This is a genomic window from Acinetobacter haemolyticus (assembly GCF_003323815.1).
GTDB classification, from domain to species: Bacteria; Pseudomonadota; Gammaproteobacteria; order Pseudomonadales; family Moraxellaceae; genus Acinetobacter; species Acinetobacter haemolyticus.
On record NZ_CP030880.1, the window covers coordinates 2432764 to 2455765 of the forward strand.

Here is a 23002-nt window from a genome sequence, read left to right on the forward strand (position 1 = left end):
TAAGACAGCCTAGATCTTAGAAACTCTTATAAAATACCAGTTCCGTTCGAGTGTTGTTATAACGCTCTTGTCCATTCGCCAATGCATCTTTGAAATAGTGGCCATATAAACGCTCAACACGTACTTTTACAGGCACATAATTAAACGGTTGCCACGCAACACCAGCACCGTATTCAAATAAATTATTATAATTCTCACCTTCAGAATCTGCCAAAGCATGTAATTTGGCATAGGCTTGTACAGTTCCCATTTCACCTCGGTAAACATTAAAACCTAAGCGTAATCTTAAATCTGCAATGACGTTATAATCTTCACGTGAATAACTAGCCACGTTACCATACAGGTCGGTGAAATAATCATTCCAAACCGTGCGATTTTCTACACTCGGATTTGCGTACCATTCTTGATAACCTGTTACACCACCAACAACACTCTCACGGAACTTATCTCGATTACGATCAATTAAGTCATAACTACCACCTAATTCTAAATAGGCTCTAATCGGGATACTTAGCCAAGGCTGATAATTTGCCCCGACACCAACCGTCACTGCATTCTCATCAATGATTTCAGGTCGAACTCCACCACGTGATTTAGTATCACGATTTAGATTCATAAAGCCATAAACCTGTGCACGACCATTGTCCAGATTACGTCCATAACGCATTTTTAACGGAAAAATAAAATCGTCGTAGCGAGATTCATAAGACGGTGCGAAATAAATATCTTTGAATACAGGTTTAACTGTCCCACCACTTAAATTCTGTACTGCTTGCTGCGCTTTAGTTGCGATTTCTACATCATTTGACTGGGTCAGCATTTTGAATATTGGTAAAGCTTCTCTATCTCTCTTCAGTTGATTCAACAAATATGCTTCTTGTAGCTTAAGTTGATCGTCCTGAGGTGCAAGTTGCGATGCTTTACGAACACTTTGTAAAGCTTGATCTTGTTTATTCAGACGAATTTGTAAATAAGTCAGGCTTTTCCACACTTTAATATCTTGTGGGGTAAGCGCAGCAAGTTCGAGCAGAATTTTTTCCGCCTGCTCAGGCTGCTGTTGTTCTAATTTATAAAACTGATCCCATCGATCATAAATTGGATTGCTAGGTTTATAAGCCGCATCACCTTCTTTTACGAAATCAGCTTCAGCACTCATAACCGCTTGTAATGGAAACAAAAGGCTTAACGTAAACAAGGTATGACTGAGTAATTGTTTTTTTGATTTTTTCATCACATATCTCAAGTAAATATTGCCAGTTATAAGTGGATATAATCGTCAGCTTAAATCAATTTAAAATGTTAATTTATTCACATATTATAACTAAATCATTGTTATCATGTCGTTAAAATACGTTATTTTATAAATCGATTCAGCATATGAATCATAGATAAAAATAGTATGCCGCATAAGAAAACAAACACTTTTTAACTTTTCATCAAAGAGCACAACTATGTCATTTTCACATCATACAGAACCTCATGTGATTCAACGATCAGGTTGGTTAAGAGCTGCCGTCTTGGGTGCAAATGATGGCATTATTTCCGTCACCAGTTTAGTTATGGGAATGGCAGCGAGTGGTGCACATAACCAGACATTATTAGTCACTTGCATAGCAGGCTTAATTGCTGGTGCAACATCAATGGCTGCTGGCGAATATGTTTCTGTAAAATCTCAAGAGGATATTGAAAAGGCTGATTTAAAGTTTGAAGCAAGAGAACTCAAGAAAAACCCACAAGCTGAATTAAATGAACTGACCCAAATTTATATTGCTAGAGGATTAGACACACAGTTAGCATTACAAGTTGCAACTCAACTCACTGCACATGATGCACTTGCTGCACACGCAAGAGATGAAATCGGTATTCATGAAAATACTGCTGCAAATCCTATTCAGGCTGCACTGTCTTCTGCCGCTGCCTTTTCGTGTGGTGCAGCATTACCGATGCTCGCTATTTTACTCAGCGCTGAAAATTATGTCTCGCAAACCGTTATGTTCACAGGTATTTTGTCTTTAGCATTGTTAGGTGCACTTTCAGGTTATGTTGCAAGAACATCGATGTTGAAAAGCAGCTTAAGGATTACCATCTGGGGGATTTTAGCCATGCTGTTCTCAAGTTGGATCGGTTCACTATTTAATGTTCATCCACTTTGATTACGCACTTAGATCACTTTTCTGTTCAAACACTTATTAGATAACGTTAATTATTTGACATAAAAATATAAAAGCAAAATATTCCTCACAGTCTAAAGCTTTTTTTATCATTTGGATGTATGATCAAAGAGAACTTACACTCATAAACCAAGCTCAAAAGCCAATTTATGAACAGGGTCAGTAAATATCCAATGTAGAGAGCGGTTTTGATACATCGACTTGGGATATGGTTTGCTTTTGCAACCATCACACTACAACTTGCTGTTTTTCTGCAGCCTCTTTTGCCAGAGAAGTTTCAAATTTCTCCAGCTTGTGAGACTGTTGTGCATCTGTCATCCCAATCTCGACATCATCACGGTACACAAAACTCATCCATCGTTTCTCGATCTCATTCTGAGCATCATCATGCCAGCACAGTTGATCATGTCACATCTGATGCCATCGATCATACCCATCAGCATGATATTAACCATCAATGCCCATTCTGTTTTTTCTATGGACAATTGGTTGTACCGCCGACATTAGGTATTCAAGAAGTCTTTGTCCGTATACAAGTGCGTTATGTTCACTTGCAACAGCTTTTCCTTAGCTTCTTTTTTGATTTACAACGTCTTTTCCTTCTGCCCCAAGGTCGAGCTCCACCACTCTATTTTTCAATTAATTAGCGTTTAGAACTATTTATTGAAAAGTGAGTAATCCATGTTTTTTCAAACTTGTTTTGTTGTTTGGCAGCAAAAACTGGCGATTTTTATCGCAAATAAATCTCTGTATCTCAATGTTCTTCAACAACCGTTTCGATCGGTATCGGAGGCTTCGTGATGGATTTAGGTTTAACCGCATTAGAATTGGCACGTATCCAATTCGCATTTACTGTTTCATTCCATATTATTTTTCCAGCGACATCGATTGGACTGGCATGTTTTCTTGCCGTTTTAGAATGGAAATGGCTAAAAAGCCATGATCCGATTTATCAAGATCTCTATAAATATTGGCTCAAAATCTTTGCTGTGACCTTCGGGATGGGGGTTGTTTCAGGTGTAGTGATGAGCTATCAGTTCGGTACAAACTGGAGTGAATTTTCACGCATTGCAGGAAGTGTCACTGGGCCCTTGCTGACCTATGAAGTGCTGTCCGCCTTTTTCTTGGAAGCTGGGTTTCTGGGTATCATGCTATTTGGCTGGGGGCGTGTAAGCGAAAGAGCCCATTTCTTTGCCACCTTAATGGTCGCAATCGGTACCTGTATTTCCATGTTTTGGATTTTATCATCCAATAGTTGGATGCAGACTCCTCAAGGCTTTGCAATAGAAAATGGCATTATTGTCCCTAAAGACTGGTTTGCCATTGTATTTAATCCATCATTCCCTTATCGCTTTGCACACATGGCTGTCGCTGCATTTTTAGTTTCTGCTTTAGTCGTTGCCGCAACAGCAGCATGGCATTTATTACGTGGTCGTCGAGACGCATTGGTTAAGAAATCATTTTCCATGGCAATGTGGATGATCTTATTCGCTGCACCAGCCCAAGTCATCATAGGCGATCATCACGGTTTGAACACTTTAAAATATCAGCCTGCCAAACTAGCCGCAATGGAAGGACATTGGGAAACCAATGTCAACGAACCTATGCCGCTTTATCTATTTGGTATTCCAGATATGCAAGCTGAAACCACCAAATATGCAGTAGGTATTCCATATCTTGGAAGTTTGATCCTTACCCATAGCCTTGATGGCGAAGTTAAAGGATTGAAAGAGTTTGCACCCAAAGATCGTCCAAATTCAACGCTGGTATTTTGGAGTTTTCGCATCATGGTGGGTCTAGGCACACTCATGGTTTTACTTGCCGTGATCGGGTTAATCCTCCGCAAGAAAGATCAAATTTATGAGAAAAAATGGTTCCATAAATTTGCCCTCATCATGGGACCGACAGGTTATATCGCCTTACTCGCAGGTTGGTTTACAACTGAATTAGGTCGTCAACCTTGGGTGGTCTATGGTGTATTACGCACAGAAGATGCATTATCAAGTGTTTCTGCAAGTCAAGTTGGCCTTACCCTAATCATCTTCGTGGTGGTATACACCATCGTATTTGGTACTGGGATTTATTACATTCTCAAGCTCATGTACAAAGGTCCGCAATTCATTCATACCCCAGTCCAAGATTCTGGCGGCGTTGGTCATTTTAAAACGCCAATGCGTCCGCTGAGTGCTGTTGATGAAAGCCTCGATAACAATGACCAGAAGAAAGGAGAATAACATGTTCGATATTCCTCTTATTTGGGCAATGATTATTGCCTTAGGCGTATTAATTTATGTCGTACTTGATGGTTTTGATCTCGGCATTGGGATTCTATTTCCCTTCATCAAAGGTCAGCAAGAGCGTGATGTGATGATGAATACCGTTGCACCCGTATGGGATGGCAATGAAACATGGATGGTTCTTGGCGGCGCTGGTTTGTTTGCGGCCTTCCCAATCGTCTACGCAACCGTATTATCTGCTCTCTATATGCCGATTACCCTAATGGTGATTGCCCTCATTTTTAGGGGTGTTGCTTTTGAGTTCCGCTTTAAAGCGAATCGCTCCAAAGCACTTTGGGATATGGCTTTTATTTGGGGGTCAACACTTGCCAGCTTCCTGCAAGGCGTAATTTTAGGTGCCTATATTCAAGGTTTAAAAACTGAAAATGGTATCTATGTTGGGGGAAGTTTGGACTGGTTAACACCTTTTGCTCTATTTACTGGTCTAGGTGTGGTCGTGATGTATGCAGCGTTGGGATGTGGCTGGTTAATTCTAAAAACAGACCAAGCACTACAAAACAAAATATATGATCTGATGCCAAAACTGATCTTCACACTATTGGCAATTTTCATTGCAGTGAGCTTGTATACCCCATATAGTCAACCTGCCATTGCAGAGAAATGGTTTACTGTGCCACAACTGATCTACTTTAGCCCTGTTCCAATTTTAGTATTGATTTTTAGCTATTTGGCATGGCGCGCTTGTGTAAATAGAAGTGAATATAAACCTTTTATTTATACTTTAATGCTGATGTTTCTTGCCTACTCTGGCTTTGTCATTAGCTTATGGCCATACATTATTCCACCATCTGTCACGATTTGGGATGCCGCTGCGCCAAAAGAAAGCCAAATCTTTGCTTTAGTCGGTGCTGCAATCATGATCCCAATCATTTTGGTCTACACCTTCTGGGGATACTGGATCTTTAGAGATAAAGTACGTATCGGTGACGAAGGCTATCATTGAGGTGAAATCCAATGAAAAAATCACAAATCAAATGGTTTATCGGATTATGGTTAGTTGGTTTTTTAGGTTTGGCAATTATCGCAGGTCTCTTTAAGGCTTTGCTCATGTTGGCTTATCAATAACCTCTAAGCTCTTTTGGGTGTTTGACTATTCATGAGTCAAACACCTTTTTACATCATTCCTTAATAGTTCATTCCTCAAGTAAATAACCACTATTATTTGCTATTTTTTTTAAATCTAAGCTATGTTGGATGAAAAGAGATGAGGTACTAATACATGTCAATTTTAGAATTACTAGAAATAAAACATCCTATTTTTCTAGCACCTATGGCAGGTGTGTCTACTCCTGAACTTGCAGCTGAAGTTTCCAATCAAGGTGCACTCGGTTCTTTGGGTCTTGGTGCCAATACACCAGAATCAGCAAAAGAATTGATCTTAAAAACTCAACAGCTCAGTGACCATCCATTTCAAGTCAATTTCTTTTGTCATCGACCAGAACCATTAAATCCACAGCATGAACAACAGTGGATTGAATATTTAACCCCAGCATTCAAAAAATTTGATGCTCAGCCACCAACTCAACTCAAGTGTATTTACCCCAGCTTTCTAGAAAATGACGATTTTTTAAATGTGGTATTAGAGACCAAACCTAAAGCTATCAGTTTTCATTTTGGGATTCCTCATGCTCATCAAATTAAAGCGCTCAAAAGTGCGGGCATTATCACGATGGTGTCTGCAACAAATTTGATAGAAGCCCAAGCCATAGAAGCTGCAGGTATTGATTTAATCATTGCGCAAGGCATTGAAGCTGGTGGACATCGTGGTATTTTTAATCAACATTTTGATGCGGCAATCAAAACCAGTGATTTGGTCGAATTACTTACTCAACACTGTTCACGACCGATCATTGCTGCTGGCGGCATCATGAATGGTGATCAGGCAAAAAATATGCTAAAACGTGGCGCAAGTGCAGTACAACTGGGGACGGCATTTGTACAATGTAAAAGTTCAAGTGCCAATGCTGCCTACCGTAAAGCGCTGTTTAGCCAAAGTATTACACAAATAAGTGCAAGTTTATCTGGCCGCCCAGCACGTGGTTTATTGGGTACATGGCATACGCAAATCGATGCACCGAATCGACCAACGGTCCCTGCTTATCCATATACTTATGATTTGGCGAAACAATTAATGAGCATCGCAAGTCAGCATCAAGATTATAGTTATGGTGCATTTTGGGCAGGCAGTAATGTGTCACAGATTCGCGAATTAGAAGCCGCCGATTTAGTCAATCAACTGATTGTAGAAATGACCACACGCTAAATTTTCGCAAAAAAAATCGACCTAATTAGGCCGATTTTTTTAACTCAATCATTTAATCGCTTCTAATAACTTCTGCTGTGCATTATGAGGAGTTTCTCCTTCAGCAAGCTGGGCACGTACCCAAACACCATCACCTTGTAGCAACCATGCTTGTTGATTGTCTTTAAGATAATTTAACAGACCCAGTTGATAAATCGACTTTTTCAACGCAGGATCTTCAATCGGGAAACACGCTTCAACACGATTAAATAGATTACGATCCATCCAGTCTGCGCTTGAGCAATAAATACGCGGATTGCCATTATTGCTGAAATAATAAACACGAGTATGTTCTAAGAAACGACCAACGATCGAACGAACACGAATGTTTTCTGACAGATTTGGTAAACCTGGACGTAAGCAGCAGATAGAACGAATAATTAAATCAATTTGTACACCCGCCTGAGAAGCTTCATACAGTTTGTTGATCAACTGTACTTCCGTCAATGCATTTACTTTAATGATAATTTGGGCCGCTTTTCCCGCTTTTACATTTGCAATTTCATCATCAATAAAGTTGATCAACTGCGCGTGCAAAGTAAATGGTGCATGCAAAAGCTTTTTCGGTTTTGCCATTTTGCCCATTCCCGTGAGCTCTTGGAAAATCCGATGCACATCTTCACAAATATCTTTGTCAGTGGTCATCAAACCATAATCAGTATAAATACGTGCATTGCCTGCATGGTAATTACCCGTACCTAAATGAACATAACGAATCAGTTTATTATTTTCACGGCGCACAACCAGAATCATTTTGGCGTGAGTCTTATAACCAACGATACCGTATACAACCACCGCTCCCGCTTCTTGTAAAACGTTTGCCACTTCGATATTTGACTCTTCATCAAAACGTGCACGCAGCTCAATCACAGCCGTCACTTCTTTGCCATTGCGTGCCGCTTCAGCAAGCACTTGCACGATTTCTGAGTCAGCGCCACTACGATAAAGGGTTTGTTTGATCGCCAAAACTTGAGGATCACGTGCCGCTTCGCGTAATAATTGAATCACTGGTGCAAATGACTCAAAAGGATGGTGTAGGAGAATGTCCTGCTTTTGCATCGCCGCAAAAATATTCTCAGACTTTTTAAACGCTCTAGGCAAGATAGGCGTATGTGAGTCATAACGTAGATGAGGACGTTTAAAATTAGAAAGTAGACGCGCTAAATTTACCGGTCCATCCACACGATAAAGCTGCTCTTCATTTAGATCAAATTCATCTAACAAATATTTATAGATATGCTGTGGACAATTATGTGTGACTTCTAAACGCACCGCTCGACCAAAACGACGTGAACTCAGCTCACCTTTCAAAGCTTTCGCTAAATCTTCAACATCTTCATTTAGTGCCAAATCAGCATTTCGCGTGACGCGGAACTGATAACATCCTGTCGCAGTCATGCCGGGGAACAGATCTGATACGTGCTCATGGATGATGGCAGATAACATCACATGATGTTCCTTACCATCTGTTAATTCATCAGGTAATCGAACAACACGAGGTAATGAACGTGGAGCAGGCACAACCGCTAGATCAATTTGACGACCAAACGCATCCTTACCTTCCAAAGTCACAATAAAGTTTAAACTTTTATTCACTAAGCGTGGAAATGGATGAGCAGGATCAAGGCTAATAGGTGTCAGTACAGGTGCAACTTGTTCTTGGAAATATTTCTTAATCCATGCCGATTGAGCTGGTGTTAATTCACCACGACGTAAAAAGCAAATATCTTCTTCGCGTAACTTCGGTAAAATTTCTTGGTTAAGAATACGATACTGGCGCTCGATCGCAGCATGTGCTGTTTTGGAAATTTGTTCCAACACTTGCTTTGGGGTTAAGCCATCAGGAGTACGGCTTTCATTACCTAATGTTAGTTGCTCCATAACCCCTGCGACACGAATTTCAAAAAACTCATCGAGGTTACGTGAAAAGATCAGCAAAAAGTTCATCCGCTCTAACAAGGGATGAAGTGGATCAACTGCTTGTTCCAATACACGAAGATGGAAATCAAGAATTGAAAGTTCACGATTAATATAACGATCGTTGTAACTGTATTCTATTGGCGCTGTTGTCGTCACTGCAGTATTCATACCGAACCTTGTCGCATTATCATTTATCAAGTGATGATTTAAGTATGCTGCAAAATTATGTCAATTTGGTAAAAAAGCCCAAAAATATTGAGCTTTTCTTATATAAAATAATTCCAATCCGCGGAGTTCTTATTCATCAACTACCAAATGAACATTTAAGGTTTTTGCGTCCCGTTCATATATTTCAAAATAACACGCTTACGGTATTGCAACTTTCGATCATTACGGTTGTTTTGATAATATTTAGGGTTTGGTAGCAATGCAGCGAGAAAGGCGGCCTGTTCGCGCGTTAAGCTTTTCGCACTTTTGCCATAATAAAATTGCGCGGCAGCTTCTACACCGTAAATATTTTGTCCGAACTCAACAGAGTTCATATACACTTCTAAAATTCTACGTTTTGACCACATACGCTCCATCATCCATGTCGCGATGGCTTCTTGTCCTTTGCGCACAAATGAACGTTTATTGTAGAGAAATAAATTTTTCGCTAATTGTTGTGAAATCGTCGAACCACCCGCCACAACTTCACCTTTTTTATTATTACGCTCTAAAGCATGCTGAATCCCAGCCCAGTCGAAACCATGATGATGAATAAATTTAGCATCCTCACCTGCCAGAACTGCATGTTTGAAATTATCACTAATTTCATCATAGTCACGCCAATGATGTTGAATCGGTTTTAGATCAGACCAGTAGTCCAAACGCATAAACATGGTGGTATTGACGGGATGAGTGCGCCACCAAACGAGACTACTAAAAATCCACAACTGAATCAGTAAGATCACGCCGATGATCAGCATCACTATACGCGCGAATAAGGCTTTCATTTAAATGCATCACTCCTAGGTGCAAAAAGTCTGCGTCGTATCTACAAACCTTCGATTCATGCTAAGCTATTTTTCATTGCAGCAACTCATTTAAGTACATGACTGAAACAACACCACCACAAATTACTCAAAAATTACACGTACATACTTGGTGGTTTACTGCAGCTTTGATTGCTGTCAACGTGAGCCTATTTGGCTGGCAAATCCTCACAGGCGTCGATATTACCGACCCTTCCCCTGTTGATGCAATTGCTTGGGGTGCAGATTTCACACCACTGACCTTTTTAGGTCAGCCAGAACGGCTTTTCAGCAGCATGTTTTTCCATTTCGGAATGATCCATCTCATGCTGAATATGTGGGCATTATACATTTTTGGCAGTATCGCTGAGCAACTGTTTGGTCGTCGCTACTATATTGCACTTTATTTCCTTGCTGGGTTGATGGGGAGTGTTCTATCAAGCTATCTCAGTATCCTAGATGGCTATCAATTGCTACAGCATTTTGATCCAAAATACTTACCTAAAATCAGTGCTGGTGCTTCTGGTGCAGTGATGGGATTAGGTGCAGCCCTTACCATTATTTCCGTCTTACCGATGTTGCCACGACAACGTTTCCTCTTAGATAAGAAGTCTTTGCTATTGATTATGGCAATTAACCTCATATTCGGCTTTACAGTTTCAGGTATTAATAATGCTGCCCATATCGGTGGGATGCTCATGGGGGCTGTTTTAGCAACCGCATGGTATCTCAGCCAAAAAACTGGGAAAAAGATAATGTTCCAACTTGGAGCTGTCCTGATTGCAACACTATTGCTATATGGATTTTACGTTTACTGCACAGCATTAGGTCAAACACTACATCCATTATGGTATGAGATTTTGATTCAAAATAAACTCAATTAGAATCGCTTAAACAATTAAATTGGGCGATCATCTCAAACAAATCACCGCCCAATTTAATCCATTCATGCGCATACTATCCTTTCAATATTGACTAAAATCCATCCATTTATTATGCTTTTTTTGTCAAAAACAGATTAGGTTTGGGACGGTTGGCCCATTCCCTCGTTAATACGAGTTCTTCCGTTATTCGACTAACGGCCCATGACGAATAATGTACTCACTACATGTAGGTACATCTATGACATCAAAAGGGGCACAAATATGAAACCACACATTTCCATTTTAACGCTTGGCGTTACCGATCTAGAACAATCGCTTATTTTCTACCGTGATGGTCTTGGGCTACAAACAGAAGGTATTGTAGGTCAGGAGTTTGAACATGGCGCTGTTGCTTTCTTTGATCTTCAACGTGGACTAAAACTCGCAATCTTTGCTCAAGAAGATCTCGCGATTGATGCTGGATTAATTCCGAAACCTGTCAGTTCAACCGCCATGTCAATTGGACATAATGTCAGCAATAAAAGTGAGGTTGATGAAATTATGGAAACTGCGAAAAAAGCAGGTGCTGTCATCGTGAAACAAGCCCAAAATACTTTTTATGGCGGTTACGCAGGATACTTTCTTGATCCGAATGGCCATCTTTGGGAAATCGTCTGGAATCCACAAATTATGCCACCCTCGGATTGTTGATCAAACGAAGTTTTTTTAAAGCATAGTAGGATTTAGATGCAAAATAACAGAATATCTTGCATCTAAATCATTACATAATTTTTAAGATTGGTTGATTTCCCTCAAGCTCTGCAAGGGTGGAATATCACATAGATAGCTTAGGCGATAACGTCCAATCAAAGTACAGACCAACAGCATACTCAACGGCAGAATTAACCAAATCTCAGGGTGCCATTGGATTGCCATTTGCATTTTATAACTGGCAATCGCACTAATCACCTCAGCAAAAAGACAGGCTACCACACCAGCCAATGCACCAATAAAACCGATCTCTAAACTGAGCATCCGTTTCAATTTATTTTTAGCAATTCCAAATGAGCGCATCAACGCGACTTCTTTACGTCGCTCATCCATCAGTACATTTAGACAGGCAATCAACACCAGTAAACCAGATAGTCCCACCAACATTGCCAATACCGTGACAATTTGCACCAACACATTCATCAGTCTTTTCACTTCATCCAAAACGCGTCCCACATCAATAAACACGGTATTTGAAAACTGTTGAATTAAGGACACCATTTTGGGTTGATCCGTAGGAGGTACGTAAAAACTCCCCAGATAACTACCTGCATTTTCATCCATGCTATTTGGCGAAAAAATAAAGAAGAAATTTGGGCTAAAGCTCTCCCACTCAACCGATCTGAGGTTGATTACTGTGGCTTGCAACGTTCCTTCAGGCAAATTAAAACTGAGTTCATCGCCGATCTGGATACCTAATTCAGCAGCTAGCTTTTCTTCGACAGAAACTTGATGTGTTTTCGTAAAAACATGCTCACCACTTGTAATGACATTGTCATCCGGAAAATCTGTCGTTTGAGTTAAATTGAGTTCACGGCGTAATGAGTTATTTTGCTCAACCAATTCCGGAGAAAATGCCTCACCATTTTTTGCGATCAATCGTCCCCGAATATTTGGATAAAGTGGTGTGGATTGCCAACCATTTTGTTCAATTTGCTGTTTTAGCAGAGGCATATCAAAAGGTGGTAAACCATAAACAAACTGATTGGGTGTACCTTCAGGCAATTGCTGTTGCCATCGTTGTAATAAATCGGTTCTTAAAACACTGAGCACTGTTATTAAACTTAACCCCAAGGCCAAAGCTGTAATTTGCAAAGCGGTTTGATGAGGAATCCGTACATAGGCAGAGATTGGATGTTTAAGCTGTTTGATCGCTTTTAATAACAGCCAAATCAGTACATAAAGTACAGCACACAAGAACAAGATTGCGGTCAATACCAATAAACTTAGCGTCAAGTTATCACTCAAAACCAAACTAAAAATAACTAAGCTCGTCACCCCCACTGCAAACATTGCAACATAAGATTTACGCGAACGTTCTTGCTGTCGAATCACTCGAATTGGAGGTGTGTTTAGCAATTCCCAAATACTTGGCAAAATAAAACCAATCAGCACCATTACACTGGTAAAAATAGCGACCGGTAAGGCATAAAACAAATCACCTATAGCAAAACTCAATTGTAATTGCGGTATCAACTGCAACATTAACTGCAACAAACCATAGCCTAAACCGATACCAATCAGACTTCCGACCATAATCGATAAGGCACTGACCACTGCGAGTAACACACAATAAGCCACAATGATTTGTTTCTTACTTGCACCCATACAACGTAACAATGCAATATGATCTTGGTTTTGTTGTACATAACGTTGACTGGTTAAGGCAATGGCAATGCCGCACAATAAAATCGTCAACAAATTGGCAAGCTGCAAGAAGGTATCCAAATTTTCAATTGGTTTCATCAATCGCGTATTGGATTGACTGGCATCTCGCAATTTTAAAGAACTCGTCTCTTGGTTCGACATGGTAGGATCATCTGTTTGAACCTCAGGATGATCTTGCTTGTTTTGCAGTTCAAACTGTTGTTGAAATGTGTTGACCTGTGCCGGTGTTCCAACCATAAGTAAACGATATTCTATGCGGCTTCCCACTTGAACAGCATTGGTTTTAGCAATATCAGTTTGATGAATGATCACAGTCGGTGAAAAACCAGAAAAACCAAGTTCTTGATTCGAATCGTGTTCAATCTGCCCTGAGACCTTAAACTGGCCATCTGCAATCGCAACCTGATCCCCGATCTTTACCTGTAATAAGTCCATTGCTCGAGGACTTAACCAGACTTGTCCCGACTGAATCGTCTGTGCCACTGGTGAAATCTCTAATTTCCCTCGTAAAGGAAAATTTTCATCGACGGCTTTAACATTCACCATCACAAACTGATCATCCGTATGTGCCATAGAGCCAAAGACCGTTACAGCAGACTGCTTCATATCTAGTTTTTCAGCCTGCTGATGCCAATCAGCTTGGATAGGTTCATGGTCAGATAACACCAAATCAGCGCCAAGCATTTCTGCTGCTTGTAGAGTGACTGCATTTTGTACTTGTGTATTGCTAAATTTTAATGCAGTCGTAGCGCTGATCGCGAGAGATAAAGCAATGATCAACAGATACAATCCACCTGTACGAAAGCTCTGTAGAAGTAAGGGTTTTACAATTGAATTCATACCCCTTCCCCAACTTTGATCACATCCTGAACTTGACCATCGACAAGTCGTACATGTCGTTGGCACATTGCGGCTAGATTTTGATCATGCGTGACTAAAACTAAAGTCGTTCCAAGCGCCTTATTCAAATCAAACAAAAGCTGCTCAATCTCTTCCGCAGTTTGACCATCAAGATTGCCTGTTGGTTCATCGGCAAAAATAATCTTCGGTTCTGCGATCAAAGCACGAGCAATCGCAACTCGTTGTTGTTCGCCACCCGATAACACTTTCGGTGTTTGTTGAGCTTGACGCACGAGCCCAACACGCTCTAACCATGCCAAAGCTTTTTGTTCTGCTTGCTTAAAATTAAAGTTTGGCTGTAAACGTAACGGCAACATCACATTTTCTAAAGCGCTCAACTGGGGCAATAATTGAAAGGACTGAAATACAAAACCAATATTCTCTAATCGTACCTGCGCACGTTGCTCTTCGGTCAGCGTATGAACGGCTTGTCCACATACCCATAACTCACCACTACTTGGTCGATCCAGTGTTGCTAAAATACCTAACAGTGTTGACTTACCCGAACCTGATCGCCCCGTAATCGCAATTTGCTCACCTTGATAAATCTCAAGATCAATCTCTCTTAAGATCGTTAAACTTTGCTGATTAATTTGAATATTTTGTGTAACTTTTTGAGCAGAAATAATCGGTTGTGGCATGATGTCACGTATCCTGTTGAGCAAATTAATTACGGTTATGCAAATTTCTAGAGTGATTTTGTCGATATCGAAACCATTGATGATGATCGGCGTTTTTCTGTCTCCGACGCTGGCTTCTGCAAAGACGATTTTAATATTGGGCGACAGTCTGAGCGCAGGTTATGGTATTGAAACCAAACAAGGTTGGGTTCACTTACTACAACAACGTTTAGACCAACACTATCCGAAACAGCATAAGGTGGTCAATGCAAGCGTAAGTGGAGAAACTACCAGTGGTGCGCTCGCACGGCTACCCAAACTTTTGCAAACCTATCAACCTGAAGTTGTCGTTATTGAGCTGGGTGGAAATGATGGGTTACGTGGGCAACCACCACAATTGATTCAAAAAAATTTAGCTCAATTGGTGCAACTGAGTCAGAAACAAAAGGCCACTGTTTTACTGTTTGGTATGAAAATACCACCAAATTATGGTACAGCCTATAGCCGTGCTTTTGAAAATAATTATAAAGTTGTAAGTCAACAATACCGTATTAAACTACTACCGTTTTTTCTTGAAGGTGTAGCGGGCAATAAAAGTTTGATGCAGAACGATCAAATTCATCCAAATGCTAAAGCACAACCGATCATGCTTAACTTGGCTTATCCTTATATTCGAGGGGCGTTGTAAATAACTGCATCTCAAGTTGGATTAATCTATTTTTTTACTAAAATAAACGACTTTTTCAGTTTCTTGAAAACCTAATGAACGATGCATAGCATGACTAATTACATTGTCCAATGCAGCATCAGATGCAAATTCAGTGCAAGAAAATTGTTTTGCCCACACTTCGGCCTGTCGAATAAGCATCGTTGCAACGCCCGAGCGACGATGTGCCGGAAGTACGTAAATACCTTCCAAAAAACCCACAGGAGAAGTCTCAGTCCCATTCACATATTCAAACCGAATTGAGGCTTCTAACATCGCAATAGCTTGGTGATCGGAATAGGCTAATAATTGTAGGGCATATTTTTCGGTTAATAATTGATGCATCTCTTGTAAATGAGAAGATTCAGAATCACTCCACAATTTATTTCTTAATTCTAACCAATCTTTGAGTGAAGCTTCTGATGCAGGTTTAATATTCATGAGATAACCACCACTATGCTCATCAACATCCTGAAAATAACAGCTGAAATATGGCTAACTTAAAAAGTTAGCCATGGATATGATTTAAAAATCAAAGAATGTGACTTCACCTGTTTCTAGTGAGTATTCAGCACCCACAACAATCATTTTACCTTTTTCAATTAGGCTCTCTAATACAGCAGAACCATGTCGTAACTGGTTTACAGACGCGAAAACATTTGAACGAACAGCATGAGCGCACAGTTTTTTCAAATCGTCCTTTAACTCAGTTTGCATCAAAATTTCTACCGAAGGACGCACACGATTCACAATTGACATCAGGTTTGATGATGGCGGTTGATCTGGATTCTTTAGAGTATCAATAGTTGCTTGGATTGCACCACAATGGCTATGCCCCAAAACCACTACCACGGCGCAATCATATCGTTCAGCGGCAAACTCAACACTGCCGACTTGCGACGGTGCAACAATATTACCCGCAACACGTATCACGAATAAATCACCTAAGCCTTGATCAAACACCATTTCAGCAGGCACGCGTGAATCTGAACAACCCAAAATAATCGCAAAAGGATTTTGTTCACTTGCCATCTCGGCACGCTCTTGATGAGTGAGCAATTTTTGTTGGGTTGCTTCCCCTTTCACAAAACGAGCATTACCAGCTTTTAAACGTTCTAGAGTTTCTTTGGCAGTGAGCATGTGGATATCCATCTATGGTAAACATGAGAAATAGGGGCTGAAAATCAACAGCCCCTTAAGTTTAATCTGCGCTAAGTTGAATGTCACTGACAAAAATATAAACTGCATCGACTAAGGAACATACCTTTGATCATAAAAATAGCTTAAAAATACTGATTTCATTGGCAAGAATTTCCATACACCTGTAGATTATGCAAATGACTCACTGAGCAACATCCTCAATAATCAATTGGTTTAAAATAGATCAAGGACTGAGCAAAGATGAATATCCCATTTTCGTTACCCATAGCTAAGACATTCACTGCCGCACTATTGGCACTGAGTTTAACAGCAACCATAAATACAACACATGCTGCTGAAATTGAAATGAGTTTCCAAAACCTACTCCAACAAGAACGCTCATGGGCTGGTCTACAAACCAAAACCCTAAAAGTAGGTGATATCACTTGGTCATACAGTGAAGGTGGACAAAGTGGTAAACCGATTATTGTATTAATTCATGGTTTAGCGGGTAGTCGTGATAACTGGAATCGTGTTGCTCATGCATTAACCGCAAACTATCATGTCATCATTCCTGACTTACCAGCCAGCGGTGAAACACAAGTTCCCAAAGATTTTGACTATTCTGTTCCGAACGTAACAGAAAAGTTACGTCGTTTTATTGAGGCTGCCAACCTAACTGGGCCAGCACATATTGCGGGTCACTCACTCGGTGGATCAGTCGCCATGCTCTATGCAGGTCAATATCCTTTTGAAACTAAGAGCCTGTTTCTCGTCAATGCCGCGGGCGTTTATCGTTCAGCAAACACGCCTTATCTAAAAGATCCAAATCAACTGAGAAATATGGTGGTGAGTAAAAAAGGAGATTTTAATTTCCTGATGCAGCAAGCGATGTATGCCCCACCTTTTATTCCAAAAGAAATTGCACAAGCTCAAGAACGCATGATGATCGGCCAAGTTGAACAAACCAAAAGAATGGTCGATCAAGTGATTGCCCTAAATAAATTATACACGCCTGACTCTTTTGCTTTGCTCGCACGCGCTATCGATGCTCCAACGCTTATTTTATGGGGCAAACAAGATAAAATTATCAATGTTGAAGTTGCACCAGAATTAAAGTCATTATTGAAAAATGCGCAAGCGCCTGTGATTTTAGAAAATGTGGGACACATGCCGATTCTTGAAGCAGATCAATTGGTTGTTCAACAGTATCTACCATTTTTGAGCAAAATTCAGGCACAAAAGCCTGCAACCGCTTCAACACCATAAACTTAGAGGCGTGATTTAAACCCTATGCAAAAACATCCAATGATAGAACAATTGATTGATGCACAACTTGATTTTCTCGACCATGAGTTTGCTCAAACAGAAACTATTCAACATGAGTTTAAACAGTTCTATCATTGGTTACGCTTACAGCAGTTACAGCACATTTGGTCATTTGAACTAATCTTTGATTTAATCGAAAAACAGATCTTAGCCACACCTGCAAGTTCATTTTTAATTGAGCAGATTGCAGAGCATATCCGTTTTGCACTAATTCATCCGGTCAATGATGAAACTCCAATTGAGGATGTTATCCCGGTTTTAACCATTGATTCCATCGCACAATACATCGCAAGTAAAAGCGGACACCGCCAACGATTAATCAAAACTGTTGTGAATAATCCAGCGTTTTCTGCACTGATTACACAACTCATCCAACACTCTATTCAAGATTATTTAGACAACTCAGTGATGTCTAAACGTGTCCCTGGTGTAGGGCAGTTTATGAAAATGGGAAAGTCAGTTTTAGAAACCGTAACGGATTCAAACCTCAATAACACCATTGGACACTACTTACAGAAGAACATCTTAAAAATCAGTCAAATGAGTGAGAAAGTGTTAAATCAACACTTCAACGATGATAAGCTCTATCACTTTCAAGCTAATATTTGGCATAAAATCAAAGTAATGCCATTGTCGGTTTTACGCAACTATATTGAAGTACAAGATTTACCTCGTACTGTGGCTATGGGACATGAGATTTGGGATCATATTCGTCAAAGCGACTATTTGAAACAACAAGTCCATGATGGCGTTTATGCATGGTATGCACGAAATCAAGAACGAACTTTTGATCTGTTGCTTCGTGATCTCAACATTGATGAGGATTTGATTCAGAAAGAATTAAATGATTTGTTAGTGCCTGTTTTAGAACAAGTGATCCAAACAGGTTATTTAAGACAACGTGCGCGCACTTATCTAGAAAAGTTTTATTATTCAGAACATGTGACCGAAATATTAAAAAAACAAGGCGCTTAATGCGCCTTGTTTTAACAACGTTTTTCAATTTAGAAAGAATATTTCAAAGTCGCATAGTAAGCTCGACCTGGTTCATTATAAGTCTGACTTGTAGAGTTACTATCTCTAAGAATTTGCTTATCAAACAAATTACTTACACCGATACGCGTGCTCAATTGGTCATTAAATTTATAACCCATATTTAATCCAACTAAACTATAGCTTTTTACAGTACTTGGCTTAAGTGCTGAATTTGCTCCTCCAGACCCTATTCCAGACTCAATTCTACTCTCAGCAAACTGACGTGATTTTTGACGACCATATTGTGTATAGACAAAATTTACATCAACCTGATCAGTAATGTCATAATCAAAAATAGAGTTAATCGTATAGTTAGGTACTAACGAAAGCGGATTTCCTGTCTTTTTATCCTTAGAATCCATCATATAAGTAAAGTTATTCGTCCAACGAATATCACCAAAATCTAAGCCTAGACTTCCCTCAAAACCTTGGATTAATGCCTTTGGCGTATTGTCCCAACGTAAAACATTCCAAGTTGTCGTTGTAACGGCACCATTTGCGCCTGTAGTTGAAGCATCTACAGTCGTAACAACATCTGTACCAGCTACAATCTTATTTTTATAATCATTGCGGAACCAAGCAAGACTTGCATTCACAATGTCTTTTTGAAACTCTATCCCTAATTCTTTATTAATCGATGTTTCAGGTTTTAAATCCCCATTCCCCTGTAATAAACATCGAGATGCAATGTGAGAAGGACAACCATTTCCATTGGTGCTCAATAAATATCCTTCAGCATTTTGGTACATATTTGGTGCTTTATATGCCTTCGCAACGCCACCTTTTAAAGTAAAGTTGTCATTAATTTTTTGAGTAATATTTAAGCTTGGGCTCCAATTCGATCCAGATTTACTATGATCATCAAAGCGCAAGCCAACAACAACATCCGTTGCATCAGTTACTTTGAAATTGTCTTCAACATAGGCAGAAGCGATACGTGACTCCATTTTACTTCGATCGCCTTTAGCAAGCTGATCGCCATAGCCTGAGCCACTTTGATCAATACCCTGTGCTGTAGCAGCTGTATCTGTAAACTTATCCTCTACCCACTCAACACCTAATGTAAGTGCTTGGGGTAAATAGAAATCAAACGGAATATTTGCTTCACCATTTAATCTCAAAGTATCAAGTTTGGAGGTTACTCGGTCTTCTAAATTATTAATTTTCCCTTCAACACTACCAGCTAAACCCTCTGGAAGTCTTTTATTACGAGTCTTGTCATATTGGGCGAGTATTTTAGTTTTCCCCCAGCCCCAATTACCTTCATGCGTTAAAGCAAGACTATCTCGATACATAGTATTGGTTTCTTTACCAATTAACTCGGATAGAATTGGATCCGTTTCTGCATTTGCGTTTAATTGTGAATCGCCCGAATAAATATTACCTTGACGACCAGAAGATAGATCTAACAAGATCGTTTGAGCATCAGTTGCTTGCCAAGCTAAACGACCAGATATATCTTTATTTTCTACACCTTCACGACCAGCAGCCGTACTACCAATTGATTTATTAATGTCTACATCATCTGCTTTAGTTTTATTATAGTTACCATATAAACGATAAGACAAAACATCTTGAATAATTGGACCACTTAGATTAAAACTTACTCGATTTGAATCACCTTCTTTTGAGTCTTCAGGTTGATTAGTATATAACTCAATCGAACCGTGTGTTTCATTGGTGACTTTCTTGGTAATAATATTGACTACACCACCAGCTGCACCTGAACCATAACGTGCAGCAGCAGGCCCACGTAATACTTCAATAGACTCAATTGCTTCTGCAGGTACCCAGTTAGAATCACCGCGTGTATCACGCTCACCTCTCCAACCATAACGAACTGAATTACGAGATGAAATAGGTTTTCCATCTACTAAAATCAATGTATTTTCAGGCCCCATACCACGAATATCGATTTGGCGATTATTTCCACGCTGGCCTGTTGCACTATTACCTGTTAAATTTACACCAGGCATACGGCGCACATATTCTGAAATATCATTTCTGACTGGTATTTTTTCTAAATCTTCTGCTGTAATTTTAGAAACACCAAGAGATTGTTTAATTTGTTCCTCAGCAGTCAAAACTATTGTTTCTAATTTTGTGGTATTTGTCCCCTGACTACGTTCTGTTGAAGGGTTCTCATTAATCGTCGTTTCTGCTGCATGCACCAAAGCCATCATACTACTCAAAACAGAGATAGCAAGTAGCGATTGACCAGCAATTTTCTTGGACATATTCCCACCTAAATTATGAAAAATCGTAAGTTCTGTTAAAAAACCATGAAGATTCTAACAAAAAATAAATAAAACTCAATACAAATGATAATTATTAACATTTATTTATTCATTATTGAATTAATATCTTCTTATAAAATAATAGAATAGTTAATTTCTTACAGGGAAAAATAAAAGAAGCTCATAAATGAGCTTCAAAATATAGTGTAAATTTCAAGTTTTATATCACTTAAAATAAGCACCTTCTGCTTGTGTATGGTCTGTTTGGTCAACCACACGTTGTAACTCCGGAATATGTTGACGCAGCGTTGTCTCTACACCTTGTTTCAAGGTTACATCAATCGCAGAACAACCTTGGCAACCACCACCAAACTTCAATACAGCAGTAAGCCCATGCTCAGCATCTTCTTGAACTTCGACGAGGCTACAGTTACCGCCGTGCCCTGCTAGACCTGGGTTAATCTCAGATTGCAAGATATAAGTAATGCGCTCTTCAATAGAAGCATCTGGCCCTACACGAGGCACCTTGGAGTTTGGTGCACGGAACGTTAATTGACCACCAAAACGATCTTTATTGTAATCAATCACCGCATCAACCAAATATGGAATCGATGGTGCATCTACATAAGCAGGGAAATCAGGATAGTCCTGTTTATAATCCGTTGGTATAACTTCTTCTGGTGCACTATATGCCATACAACATTCAGCACGTGGAGTACCCGGATTCTCTACAAAAACACGAACGCCAATCCCTGGAGTATTTTGTTTTGCTAATAAATCACTTAAATACTCTTGTGCAGAGGGAGTAATCAAAAGGTTTGGAATTTCTTCTGCGACAGCAGTGTTGGTGTTCTCAGTCGACATAACAATAATCCTCAAGCTGATGTCGTTATATTAACTGAAGATGGAGGGTAATGAAAAAAAATCAACCATTTTTGTAGGAATTCTATGCAAGATCATTGTTTATTAAGTTTTTAATGGCATTATTGCTTAGACACTGATCAATTTGAAACGTTTATGTTACATCTACCCTTCAATCATACTGTGACCCTGATTTTGATCACAGTCGCGATTTCTTTACTCGCATTCTCCAATCAACGTGTAATGAACCGACTTATTTTTTGGCCACCAGCAATGCAACGTGGTCAATATGATCGTTTTATTACGCATGGTTTTGTTCATGCTGATGGTATGCATTTACTATTCAATATGATCACCCTTTTCTTCTTTGGCAATATCATTGAAAGTTTTTATCGCCAGTTTTTCTATGACATGGGGTTTGTCTTATTTTATTTGGGTGGTCTAATTGTTGCAATTTTACCAAGCTATCTAAAACATCGACATGATGCACGTTGGGCAAGCCTAGGAGCATCTGGTGCTGTTTCAGCAGTACTCTTTGCCTATATTTTGTTCCAACCTTGGAACTTGATTTTCGTCTTCTTCATCCCTGTCCCTGCCATTATTTTTGCCATTTTATATGTGGCATATAGTGTATGGTCTGGCAAACGCGGCAATAGTAACATTAATCACAGCGCCCACCTTTGGGGAGCTGCCTATGGAATTGTAGTGACGATTATCTTAGAGCCTAGAGTGGTTCCGCATTTCCTCAATCAACTGACCAAATTGCCATTTTAAACAATAAAAAAAACAAGCCTCCAAATGAGGCTTGTTTTTCAAATATACACATCAAATTTGATCTGACCTTCTTATTATCATTACTTTGATCGATTTCACTCGTATCAGCATCAGTCAAATTTAACCAAAGCATGTTGTTGTATAAAAAATCAACTCGTAAAAAAGATGAGATAGGCTTAAAATTTAATCAGATCAAATACAAAGGATGTATAAATATGAAAATAATTTTATTGAGCTTAAGTATTTTATTCTGTCTCAGCCTATCTACATGTGCAGTACATACCCCACGTGGCAGCGTGGTGATTGACCCAGATGGCTATGACCACAGATACCATCGTCAAGGCGGTAAGGGGGATTTCTGCCCTCCAGGACTAGCAAAACAAGGGCGTTGCTAA

The 23002-nt window shown here is 39.6% G+C and carries 20 protein-coding genes and 2 pseudogenes; 12 read left to right on the forward strand and 10 right to left on the reverse strand.

The window, feature by feature from the left end:
* Positions 1-16: 16 nt before the first annotated feature.
* Positions 17-1231: a tetratricopeptide repeat protein gene (locus tag DS737_RS11135; RefSeq protein ID WP_113997542.1), complete on the reverse strand. Its 1215-nt coding sequence runs from the start codon at positions 1229-1231 to the stop codon at positions 17-19.
* A 220-nt stretch (positions 1232-1451) separates the two neighbouring features.
* Between DS737_RS11135 and DS737_RS11140 the strand changes: the two genes are divergently transcribed.
* The 5 genes from DS737_RS11140 to DS737_RS11155 all read left to right on the forward strand — a co-directional run bounded on the left by DS737_RS11140 (position 1452) and on the right by DS737_RS11155 (position 6731).
* A complete protein-coding gene (locus tag DS737_RS11140; RefSeq protein ID WP_004638338.1) occupies positions 1452-2153 on the forward strand; it encodes a VIT1/CCC1 transporter family protein in 702 nt (233 codons plus the stop codon).
* Between the two features lie 206 nt (positions 2154-2359).
* Positions 2360-2818 carry a DUF2946 domain-containing protein gene (locus DS737_RS16005; RefSeq protein WP_035369668.1) on the forward strand — a complete coding sequence of 153 codons (459 nt, stop codon included), beginning with the start codon at positions 2360-2362 and terminating at the stop codon, positions 2816-2818.
* 153 nt (positions 2819-2971) lie between these two features.
* Complete coding sequence (locus tag DS737_RS11145) at positions 2972-4405, forward strand: cytochrome ubiquinol oxidase subunit I (protein ID WP_005081790.1); 1434 nt, start codon at positions 2972-2974, stop codon at positions 4403-4405.
* 1 nt (position 4406) lies between these two features.
* Positions 4407-5411, forward strand: a complete 1005-nt coding sequence (gene cydB, locus DS737_RS11150; RefSeq protein ID WP_113997543.1) for a cytochrome d ubiquinol oxidase subunit II — start codon at positions 4407-4409, stop codon at positions 5409-5411.
* Positions 5412-5687: 276 nt separating this feature from the next.
* On the forward strand, positions 5688-6731 hold the full coding sequence (locus DS737_RS11155) for an NAD(P)H-dependent flavin oxidoreductase (protein ID WP_113997544.1): 1044 nt from the start codon (positions 5688-5690) through the stop codon (positions 6729-6731).
* Between the two features lie 48 nt (positions 6732-6779).
* Here DS737_RS11155 and ppk1 read toward each other — a convergent pair whose 3' ends face one another.
* Complete coding sequence (ppk1, locus tag DS737_RS11160) at positions 6780-8858, reverse strand: polyphosphate kinase 1 (RefSeq protein WP_005091161.1); 2079 nt, start codon at positions 8856-8858, stop codon at positions 6780-6782.
* Between the two features lie 155 nt (positions 8859-9013).
* Entirely contained in the window at positions 9014-9685 is a 672-nt protein-coding gene (gene mtgA / locus DS737_RS11165) for a monofunctional biosynthetic peptidoglycan transglycosylase (RefSeq protein WP_004638331.1), read from the reverse strand.
* Positions 9686-9783: 98 nt separating this feature from the next.
* Between mtgA and DS737_RS11170 the strand changes: the two genes are divergently transcribed.
* Entirely contained in the window at positions 9784-10587 is an 804-nt protein-coding gene (locus tag DS737_RS11170; RefSeq protein WP_113997545.1) for a rhomboid family intramembrane serine protease, read from the forward strand.
* Positions 10588-10848: 261 nt separating this feature from the next.
* On the forward strand, positions 10849-11277 hold the full coding sequence (locus tag DS737_RS11175) for a VOC family protein (protein ID WP_113997546.1): 429 nt from the start codon (positions 10849-10851) through the stop codon (positions 11275-11277).
* An 81-nt stretch (positions 11278-11358) separates the two neighbouring features.
* Here DS737_RS11175 and DS737_RS11180 read toward each other — a convergent pair.
* From DS737_RS11180 to DS737_RS11185, 3 genes and pseudogenes are all read right to left on the reverse strand, one after another.
* Positions 11359-13134, reverse strand: a pseudogene (locus tag DS737_RS11180) (ABC transporter permease); the annotation flags it as partial.
* A gap of 77 nt (positions 13135-13211) precedes the next feature.
* Positions 13212-13845, reverse strand: a pseudogene (locus tag DS737_RS16390) (ABC transporter permease); the annotation flags it as partial.
* Positions 13842-14546: an ABC transporter ATP-binding protein gene (locus DS737_RS11185; RefSeq protein ID WP_004638327.1), complete on the reverse strand. Its 705-nt coding sequence runs from the start codon at positions 14544-14546 to the stop codon at positions 13842-13844. The gene DS737_RS11185 and the pseudogene DS737_RS16390, both read right to left, overlap by 4 nt.
* Positions 14547-14583: 37 nt before the next feature.
* Here DS737_RS11185 and DS737_RS11190 point away from each other — a divergent pair, with 37 nt between their 5' ends.
* Positions 14584-15213, forward strand: coding sequence for an arylesterase (locus DS737_RS11190; RefSeq protein ID WP_113997995.1), 630 nt, complete (start codon positions 14584-14586; stop codon positions 15211-15213).
* A gap of 21 nt (positions 15214-15234) precedes the next feature.
* On the opposite strand, the gene aac(6')-I is transcribed toward DS737_RS11190, so the two are convergent.
* Positions 15235-15672, reverse strand: coding sequence for an AAC(6')-Ighjkrstuvwx family aminoglycoside N-acetyltransferase (gene aac(6')-I, locus DS737_RS11195; RefSeq protein ID WP_113997548.1), 438 nt, complete (start codon positions 15670-15672; stop codon positions 15235-15237).
* A gap of 84 nt (positions 15673-15756) precedes the next feature.
* Entirely contained in the window at positions 15757-16371 is a 615-nt protein-coding gene (locus DS737_RS11200; RefSeq protein ID WP_005081763.1) for a carbonic anhydrase, read from the reverse strand.
* A gap of 261 nt (positions 16372-16632) precedes the next feature.
* Here DS737_RS11200 and DS737_RS11205 point away from each other — a divergent pair, with 261 nt between their 5' ends.
* Positions 16633-17640 (forward strand): alpha/beta fold hydrolase, encoded by a 1008-nt coding sequence (locus DS737_RS11205; protein WP_005091172.1) that lies wholly within the window; start codon positions 16633-16635, stop codon positions 17638-17640.
* Between the two features lie 24 nt (positions 17641-17664).
* Positions 17665-18675 (forward strand): hypothetical protein, encoded by a 1011-nt coding sequence (locus DS737_RS11210; protein ID WP_113997549.1) that lies wholly within the window; start codon positions 17665-17667, stop codon positions 18673-18675.
* A gap of 29 nt (positions 18676-18704) precedes the next feature.
* Here DS737_RS11210 and DS737_RS11215 read toward each other — a convergent pair whose 3' ends face one another.
* Positions 18705-20972, reverse strand: a complete 2268-nt coding sequence (locus tag DS737_RS11215; protein ID WP_113997550.1) for a TonB-dependent siderophore receptor — start codon at positions 20970-20972, stop codon at positions 18705-18707.
* 225 nt (positions 20973-21197) lie between these two features.
* Complete coding sequence (gene nfuA / locus DS737_RS11220) at positions 21198-21836, reverse strand: Fe-S biogenesis protein NfuA (RefSeq protein ID WP_004638320.1); 639 nt, start codon at positions 21834-21836, stop codon at positions 21198-21200.
* A gap of 153 nt (positions 21837-21989) precedes the next feature.
* Here nfuA and DS737_RS11225 point away from each other — a divergent pair, with 153 nt between their 5' ends.
* Together DS737_RS11225 and DS737_RS11230 are read left to right on the forward strand one after the other, a co-directional pair.
* Positions 21990-22607, forward strand: a complete 618-nt coding sequence (locus DS737_RS11225; RefSeq protein WP_004638319.1) for a rhomboid family intramembrane serine protease — start codon at positions 21990-21992, stop codon at positions 22605-22607.
* A 215-nt stretch (positions 22608-22822) separates the two neighbouring features.
* Positions 22823-23002 carry a hypothetical protein gene (locus tag DS737_RS11230; protein WP_113997551.1) on the forward strand — a complete coding sequence of 60 codons (180 nt, stop codon included), beginning with the start codon at positions 22823-22825 and terminating at the stop codon, positions 23000-23002.